This is a genomic window from Mesorhizobium sp. M7A.F.Ca.US.007.01.2.1 (assembly GCF_003998165.1).
Taxonomy (GTDB): domain Bacteria; phylum Pseudomonadota; class Alphaproteobacteria; order Rhizobiales; family Rhizobiaceae; genus Mesorhizobium; species Mesorhizobium ciceri.
Genome location: NZ_RZQP01000287.1, coordinates 1 through 6728 on the forward strand (window position 1 = coordinate 1; position 6728 = coordinate 6728).

At 58.4% G+C, this 6728-nt stretch carries 8 protein-coding genes and 1 pseudogene; all 9 read right to left on the reverse strand.

Features of this window, described 5'->3' with window-relative positions:
* Window positions 1-514: 514 nt before the first annotated feature.
* A complete protein-coding gene (locus EN949_RS31250; RefSeq protein WP_063174039.1) occupies window positions 515-1339 on the reverse strand; it encodes a Ku protein in 825 nt (274 codons plus the stop codon).
* A gap of 83 nt (window positions 1340-1422) precedes the next feature.
* On the reverse strand, window positions 1423-2283 hold the full coding sequence (locus tag EN949_RS31255) for an ATP-dependent DNA ligase (RefSeq protein WP_127369312.1): 861 nt from the start codon (window positions 2281-2283) through the stop codon (window positions 1423-1425).
* Between the two features lie 235 nt (window positions 2284-2518).
* Window positions 2519-2842: a KTSC domain-containing protein gene (locus EN949_RS31265; RefSeq protein WP_245461904.1), complete on the reverse strand. Its 324-nt coding sequence runs from the start codon at window positions 2840-2842 to the stop codon at window positions 2519-2521.
* Between the two features lie 594 nt (window positions 2843-3436).
* The gene (locus tag EN949_RS31270; protein WP_013525035.1) at window positions 3437-3628 is read right to left on the reverse strand and encodes a hypothetical protein; all 192 of its coding nucleotides are present in this window, start codon (window positions 3626-3628) and stop codon (window positions 3437-3439) included.
* Window positions 3625-3765 (reverse strand): entericidin A/B family lipoprotein, encoded by a 141-nt coding sequence (locus EN949_RS31275; protein WP_032809501.1) that lies wholly within the window; start codon window positions 3763-3765, stop codon window positions 3625-3627. Before EN949_RS31275 ends, EN949_RS31270 begins: the two co-directional genes overlap by 4 nt.
* Window positions 3766-4443: 678 nt before the next feature.
* The gene (locus EN949_RS31285; RefSeq protein ID WP_245459443.1) at window positions 4444-5154 is read right to left on the reverse strand and encodes a hypothetical protein; all 711 of its coding nucleotides are present in this window, start codon (window positions 5152-5154) and stop codon (window positions 4444-4446) included.
* Window positions 5155-5159: 5 nt separating this feature from the next.
* A pseudogene (locus EN949_RS31290) lies at window positions 5160-5752 on the reverse strand (SOS response-associated peptidase family protein).
* A 327-nt stretch (window positions 5753-6079) separates the two neighbouring features.
* Window positions 6080-6562: a DUF2269 family protein gene (locus tag EN949_RS31295; RefSeq protein ID WP_127370388.1), complete on the reverse strand. Its 483-nt coding sequence runs from the start codon at window positions 6560-6562 to the stop codon at window positions 6080-6082.
* A partial coding sequence (locus tag EN949_RS31300; protein ID WP_245472549.1) for a DoxX-like family protein occupies window positions 6562-6728 on the reverse strand: 167 nt, incomplete at its 5' end. The genes EN949_RS31300 and EN949_RS31295, both read right to left, overlap by 1 nt.

Sequence of the window (6728 nt, forward strand, 5' to 3'; positions counted from 1 at the left end):
CCTCCGGTTCCGAGTTCCGAGCCTGTGCAATGCAAGCATGCGTAAAGTTTTTTCTGCAGGCCTGGAACCTCTCTCTGAAATCGAAATTGGGTCTGCAGCTTGGCTCCCGGGCCAGGTCTCAAAGCAGGGCCCGCCGCTGTTTGTGTCCTCAGTGGCGGGCCCACTTCGTTTCCGCTCAACACTACATTGCGATTGACTAAAGCAACGAACATCCAATGAACGCAATCTCACATGCATCGATCCATGGCCAGGTCGGCACGATCATTTTTTGGGTGACGGTGACCACGCCGACCAGTCGGTCACAAGGAGAACCAAACGACGAGACCTATAGCTACGGGCACAACGGCAATCCGGCCCTCCGCGATTTGTCGCGTCGGGTGTTCTTTCCTCCCGATTGCCGCAGCGTCGCAGTGCGACGAGCCGGTGAGATTGGCCGAAGGCCTGACGCCGGAAACGCGCGAGCGCGCCAAAACTACTGGATGATGCGCGGTGATGGTGGGATTGCTATCTTTAACTATGCCGATTTGCGGCTCTTGGCCTTTGGCCGGTCTTGGCCGATGCCTTCCTTGGCGAGGCTCTTTCGCAAAACCGAGGCCAGGTCGACCACGTTCTCCTGAGGCTTTGGCGCTGGTTTCGGCGGTTTTTTGCCCTTGCGCTTGGCGTCGATCATGGCAATCAACGCATCCTCGTAAGTATCCTCGAATTTCGAAGGATCGAACTTTGTCACCTTCTTGTCGATGAGAAGCCCCGCGATTTCGAGCAAATCCGAATCGTAATTTGGGCTTTTCACGTCATTAAAGACGGTGTCTTCCGATGTCATCTCATTGTGGGTGCGCAACTCGGTCAGCAGCATTCCTTTTTCAAACGGCTGTATCAATACTTCGCGGCCGCGCTGATAGAGTACGACGCAGGAACGTGCCGCGACGCGCTTCTTGGCCATCGCATCGCGCAGGACGGCAAAGGCCTCAAGGGAAGCGCCATCTGCCGGGATCAAGTAGTAGGGCTTTTCGAGATAGCGCGTGTCGATCTCGGCAACCGGAACAAAGGAATCGACATCAAGCGTATGCTGGGACGTCAGTTTCAGTTTCTTGATCTCGTCCGGCTCGACGTGGATGAAATCGCCCTTGTCCGCCTCATAGCCTTTGATCTGATCCTCGGCTTCGACAACATCGCCGGTGCCTTCGTCGACATAGGCACTCTTCACGGGTAAACCGTCGCTGCGGTTCAAAATCTTGAAGTGGATTTTCGATGCCTCGCTGGTGGCACCCACTATCTTGACCCCGCACGACACGGAACCGACCCTCAGAAAACCCTTCCAGACCGCGCGTGGCGCCACCATGCCGTTTCTCCTAGACGTCGACTTCCGCACAACGCCAGGCACACGGTTCCGTTCCGCGTCATGGGCAGCACCTTGTCGCAAGCTTATTCCTCACGGTAGTCCAGCAGCTTGGCGTGGCGGAGCCTTTCCTCGCCCTTCAGGAACCGCACGCGACCGACCAGACCAGGCTTGAGCCATTCGGCCTTTTCTTTCTTGAGACCGATCGGCACTGGTCCCCCGACCTTCCCTTGCACGCGATCCCAAAGTCGCTGGCGCTTGTCAGCTTTAAACGCAACGAAAGCGCCGCCAGCATATCGGCCTTTGTCGGCCATGAGCACCATTGCGGGCTTTCCGGCCTCGCGCTGCACGCCAATAATGTCCATTTCCTTTTCGGCATAGCACTTGATCTTGCGCCAGTTCATCGTCGGTCCGCTGCGATAGACGCTGTCCTTGCGCTTCGAGACCATGCCCTCCAACCCTGCCCTGTCGACCAGGTGATAAACCGCGTCACCGGTGCCGGGCAGGGCTTTGCTGACCTGAATGCGGCCGACGGCTGGAATCAGTTCCTGCAGGATCTCGCGGCGGTCTTCCACCGGCATGTTGCGCAAATCATGCCCGTTCAGGTGCAGGAGGTCGAATGCCACCAAATACAGATCGCGCGACGGCTCACGACGGGTGACGGCTGACTGCAGGGCCTGGAAGTCGGACAGGCCGGCCTCGTTGACCGTGATTGTCTCGCCATCGATGATGAAACTTTCCGCCTCGATCGCCTCCGCCTCTCCGGCAAGTTCGATATAGCGGCCTGTCCAGTCGTATCCGTTCTTGGTGAACAGCCGGATCCCGTTTTCATCCTTCATGATTTGGGTCCGATACCCGTCGAATTTGATCTCATGGAGCCATTCGTCGCCCTGCGGTGGCGTTTCGACCAGCTCGGGCTCCATAGGCTTTATGAACTTCAAACGCATGCGCTGACTCGCATAGTGCGATTCAATTAGCGCGCGCTAAAATGGTTCCGGAACATTTTAGACGAATTGAATGTTTGATGGTTATGACGAAGCTATCCGACCTTGGACCGCCGATTCCCGGCACGCAGCACGGCGGCGAGCCTGCCGACGAGCGCGACAATTTCATGACCTGTCCGGTCTGCGGCCAGCCGTTCGACATGCGCGATTTCCGCCAGGTCGCTTGGCACAATCTGCCTCAGCATGAACCGCTGGAATCGGAGCTTGCCACGGGCCGGAACGCGAACTGGTTGCGGATCCGACCATTGAAATAGCGGCCCTTGGCAAAGGCAGATTTGAAATCGGCGACGATCTCCGGCGGTACATCCAGAAAGTCGTACTGCCTGCCACTCGCTACAAACCACACTGAGAGAACCCTGGTTTCCGGGTCGTATTCGAACTTGCGTATTGAGGTCGACGGCATGGTGCACCAGGTCATTGCCGGTGAGCGACCCGCGAGATGGCCCGCCCTGTGAGGAAGCAGAGAGCGGGCCGACCACGGCTGTACGTCCATGGCCATCATCGCCTCCACGGAAGGACGGTGACAGCATTCCAACTCCCATTGGATTTCGGTGTTCCACACATAAACAAAAAGGCCCGCCACCTCTCGGCAGCGGGCAGTGTAGGTCGCTAGGATCACCCAGCGGTACCTAAAGTACACCCCGCCTCGCCAAAAGGGAAATGTTAGGTATCTCTAATGGATAATTCGGACCCTGGGGCTGACCGTGGGGTATCAAATCCGAGAATATCCTGCGGGCCAGGTGATAGCGGAATACCGAGCTGGGGCCCCGACATCCTATTGGGCCGCCGCACAGGGAACGAAAATGCCCGTGACGCTAGACCGATCCGGAAACTACTTTCTTGAGGTGACCGATGCGAGCACGGGAGGGTGTTCGCCTACCAATACACCGATTTGCTCTACTGAGTGGCTTTGAGCAGCGGCTGCTGCTTCACCTCCGGGCCAAACCGGCCGCTCGATTCATAGCCGCAGCGGGCTGTCCTAGGGATAGTTGGACTGGACGGTGTGTTGATTCACCCCTGCTGGATGGCTGAGGTGCAAAACCATGCAAACCACAATGCCCCGATACGCGACAGAAAAGCGGTTGCATCGTCGACTTTATTCAAGCCGGAATTCAACCGCATGCTTGTCGGACTCACGAATGAGGCCACTGTCCATGGCGGCTTCGAACGCCTTGGTGAAATACTGATCATCGGAGGCCTCGTGATCCTGCTGCGCAAGATCGATCGGCAGCGCTCCGATCACGCGGCCCGTTGTCTTCTCGATAACCGTGACGGTCCTCTGCATCATGGTTTGTTGACCGTGTCGTCGACTGCGTTGGCCGTTGCCTTGACGTCCCGGCCGACGCCTCGGACGGTGTTGGCGCAGGCCGCAAGGGCAAAGGCACAGGCAAGAATGACAATCGGTGTGATGCGTAGCAGTTTCATGGACGGGTTCTCCTATTTGTGATTATCAAGTCCGCTTTGCCGTATCGCACCTGTAACCGCCATCACCTTGTTGTGGGCGGCCGCTTCATCTGCGGTGTCAAAGGGCGTTGCGATGGTCGTCCCATCCAGAGCCAGTATCACAGCCAGGAACGGAAGGCCGATCAGCGGTGGTGCGTAGACAACGTACGCTGGGCGGGCATTCTTCATCGCCCATGTAGCACCATTAGTCGGTCAGGACCTAATCCACCTTAAAATGCCGAAGCGCCTCTATTCTTCACATCGCCGACTTCCTGCACCACCGTGGCAAGCGATTCCTTCTATAGGAAACAGCCATGATTTTCCTTCCGGGTAGTGATTGGGGTATGGTCGTGGAGAAATCTGCTGACAGCAAGTCGGCGACCTGGCCCCAAGTCCTATGCGTGCGAGGATGGCCATGGATCAGAAGCAGAGGCGGCCCAGATCCGCCATGCCGAAGCCTTATCGGCCCGCCCTCGGTTTCCAACATTTCAAGCACGAAGTTGTCGAACATCTGCCATCCCCAAAAATGGGCGGTTGTCGGCTTGAAGAACTCCTTGAGCATGGATTGGTTCGGGACGTGCCAATCGCGACTGCAGATCGTTTCGGCTCCCGGTTAGCTTTCGCTCAGGGCTCATTCTGGACGTGAATGGCTAGACGGATTTAACGGAGCAGGCCCTCGTCGTCGAACGCGTTCCAGCCCTCCAACTTGGGCCGGGGAGCGTCATCTCTGGGGTTATTCCCGGCACCGCGAACCTTCTCGCTACCCTTTCCCGCCCGCGTCAGGGCAGCCTTGCCGGCGCCACGTCGCCTGTTCTCTGTAACTTGCTGCGCGTCCTCTTCACGCCAAAGGCTTGGCAGATCACGATCAAGGATGTCCTCGATGTGCCTGGGATCGAACACGTGGAAGTTGACGGCCTTGGATCGACCGCGCATCTTCACGGTGCGGGTGCCAATGCTTTGCAGCCGTCCGTCCTTCAGCCACTTGTGACGCTCACGCGAAGAGATCGCAAGGATGTCTTCGGCCTCGCGCGGCAGGACCGGGAGTACTGCGATGGTTTCCAGTGTCTTGGCGATCTTGTTCGAGGCGGCCTCCAACTCTTCGGCATCGTCTTCACGCATCCGCAATGTCATGCGACCAGTCTCGGCTTTGACGTACTTCCTCACCGCCCAAGGCAGGCTGGCACGTATTTCACGCTCGATACCTTTCGTGCGTACCGACGAGCCAAGCGTCGCTGATGGCGGAAGGGGCCACTCGGTAATCGGTGACAACGAGGTGCAGACGCTTTGGCGAGAGCCGCGATCTCGAGGGGCCACAATTGCCGCAGCCAAGCCGCCAAGAATCTTTCGTGTTTGCGCAAAACGCACCGGCATCTGAGCTAGTCGCTTCCTTGTCGCACGGTTTCTACCGCCAGCGACCGGCCGGCAGGGCCTTCAACAGCTCCACCTCGGGTTTCGTGAGGTGGATCCATGCCGCCCAATCATCCGGGCGCAGAACCACAATCTGGCGATTGTCAATGGGCGCCACGTCCAGGCCGGGTTCCGTCGTCAGCATAGCGAATGTCGGGGGCTTGTTGCCTTCGCCATCGCGCCACAGGCCGGCGATCGCCATGAACGAGGCGCCGTTGAGCGTGAAGCGATGCTTAGCCTTTGGAGACTTCTTTCCCGTGAATTCGAAGAAAGCCGACGCCGGAATAAGGCAGCGCTTGCTGTTGGAGACGTTCCGTCCTTCCGAGCGGAAGTTGAAGATCGGCCCGCCTTTGGGCCCGGAGGGCGGAAAGGCAAAGGTCATGCGCGTGAGTTCGATCGTGTCGCCGGCGGCGCGCATGATCGGGGCGGGATCACTGATGCGGATGTCATCCGCCTGCGGCAGATCCAGTTCGGTTTGATAAGTGGGAATGTCGAGCGCCAGCAATTGCATCATCCTGCAATATTCGGCCCAGGCGATATGCTGCTCATAGTCGTTGCACATGGCTGCCCACGCTTTCAGTCAGTTGATGACTTATAACAGATAACGCGGCTTGGCTGCGGCGCCACCATCCGGAGATTTTCCGCTATGCCCGAAATCTCGCAATCTGCTTGATGCATTTCGGGCGACGTGGATAGACGTGTCGTCGGCAATCAAAGTCCCGTCAGCCTCCGGCCACAGTGGTGCTCGGGCGATGGCCTGGAACCTGTGCAACCATTGCCACCCGGTATGTAGGAACGGAACGAGGCAGTCTGCGGCTGGCGCCCATCGCCTTCCATTTGGTAGGCGCAGCGATGTTGCAGACCGTGACGAGGGAGACGAAGTCCGGTGCTACAAGGCGAACCAGTCGATCGAAGGTCGCGAAATCATCAGCCAGAAGATGGCGAGCACTGCCGCGAAGGCAGGAAAGCCAAAGGCGAACCAGAGCCGAAACAAGGTGTCATAGCGCTGTGGTAGAGGTTGCTTCTCTGCCGCGGCCTGCATAGCGAGATTGCGCATCTCGATCTGCATCCACACGACTGGAAGCCAGAACAGGCCGGTGATGAGGTAGAGCAGGATCGAAAGCACAATCCACCCCTCGGTCAGCGAATAGCCGGAATGCCAGGCGAGGAATGCACCGGTGACAGGTTGGGCGACGACGGCGGTTGCAGTGAAGATGAAATCGGCGATCACGACGATGCGTGCGACCGCCGCGATGGTCGCGGAATTTCCGGTCCGGTGAGCGAGCAGCATGAAGAAGGCGATGCCGGCGCCGGTGCCCAGCAGCACGGCCGCGCCGACGACATGCAGGAACTTGAGCATGAAGTAGGTCATCAGCGTTCCTCCAGGACCGCTAGCGCGACAAAATGCAGAACCAGGATCGGCAGGATCTTCAGGAATGGGCCGAGCGGCTCGTTCCACAGTTCTGGTCGCAGCATGGTCCCCGCGATCGCATAGAAAAGAGCCACCGCGATCGCGGGGACCATGCTGCGACCAGAAC